The 587-nt window shown below is 65.2% G+C and carries 1 protein-coding gene; it reads left to right on the top strand.

What is annotated here, in order from left to right; translation table 11 throughout:
- Window positions 1-2 precede the first annotated feature (2 nt).
- Window positions 3-587: class I fructose-bisphosphate aldolase (locus tag AC1D00_RS44440; RefSeq protein WP_477015120.1), on the top strand; the 585-nt coding region annotated here is incomplete at its 3' end.

Raw genomic sequence — 587 nt, forward strand, 5'->3', positions numbered from 1 at the left:
ATCTGACTGAGCTCAACAGGATCGCGACCGAGATGGTCGCGCCCGGCAAGGGCATTCTTGCCGCCGACGAATCCTCCGGCACCATCAAGAAGCGCTTCGACGCGATCGGCGTGGAMTCGACGGAATCAAACCGCCGCGACTACCGCGAGATGCTGTTCCGATCCAGGGAAGCCATGAGCCAGTACATCTCCGGCGTGATCCTCTATGACGAGACGATCTGGCAGGATGCGAAGGACGGCACGCCGCTGGTGAAGCTGATCGAGAGTAGCGGCGCCATCCCCGGCATCAAGGTCGACGAAGGCACGCAAGCCCTGCCGATGTGCCCGGGCGAACTCGTGACCGTCGGGCTCGACAAGCTCGCCGAACGGCTGAAGAAGTATTACGAGCGCGGCGCGCGCTTTGCCAAATGGCGCGCAGTGATCGACATCGGCAGCGGCACTGACGGCCGGGGCATCCCCTCGATGACCGCGATCGGCGTCAACGCCCACGCGCTGGCGCGCTATGCCGCGCTGTGCCAGGCCGCGCAGATCGTGCCGATCGTCGAGCCGGAGGTGCTGATGGACGGCGACCACGACATCGACCGCTGC

It is taken from the genome of Bradyrhizobium sp. P2_E8, from assembly GCF_056403875.1.